Source organism: Micromonospora sp. DSM 43699 (assembly GCF_055517075.1).
On the sequence record NZ_JBTMMT010000172.1, the window covers coordinates 1 to 587 of the forward strand.

A 587-nucleotide genomic window follows, 5' to 3' on the forward strand; every position below is an offset into this window, starting at 1 on the left:
GGGCGGTCTCGGCGGCTACCCCAAGATCGCCAACGCGGTGAAGGCGGGCATCGCCCCCGATCTGCTCTCCATCGAGTATCCGCAGCTGTCCGCGTTCGTCAGCCAGGGGTCGCTGCAGGACATCAGCCCCTATCTGACCGAGGACGTCAGGAAGAAGTTCCTGCCGCAGACGATCGAGATGACGACGCTCGGCGGCAAGAACTGGGCCGTCCCCTTCGACGCCGCGCCGCAGATCTTCTACTACCGCAAGGACTTCTTCACCGAGCACTCCATCGAACCGCCCGCCACCTGGGACGACTTCCGGAGCGCGGCGGAGCAGGTGAAGAAGGCCTCACCGAGGACCAGGATCGCCACCTTCTTCCCCGACGACCCGACGTTCTTCCAGGCCATGGCGTGGCAGGCGGGCGCGCAGTGGTTCCGGGCCGGGACCGACGCCTGGCGGATCGACACCACCGACCCCGCCTCCGAGCGCACCGCCGCGTACTGGCAGGGCCTGATCGACGACCGGCTCGTCTCCACCGCCTCCTCGTTCAGCCCCGAGTGGACCGGCTCCCTCAAGCAGGGCACCACCGTCGGCTACCTCGGGG

The 587-nt window shown here is 68.3% G+C and carries 1 protein-coding gene; it reads left to right on the forward strand.

The genetic code is table 11. The features are described 5' to 3' along the window. On the forward strand, positions 1-587 hold a 587-nt coding region (locus AC0AIB_RS31085), incomplete at both ends, for an ABC transporter substrate-binding protein (protein WP_465098060.1).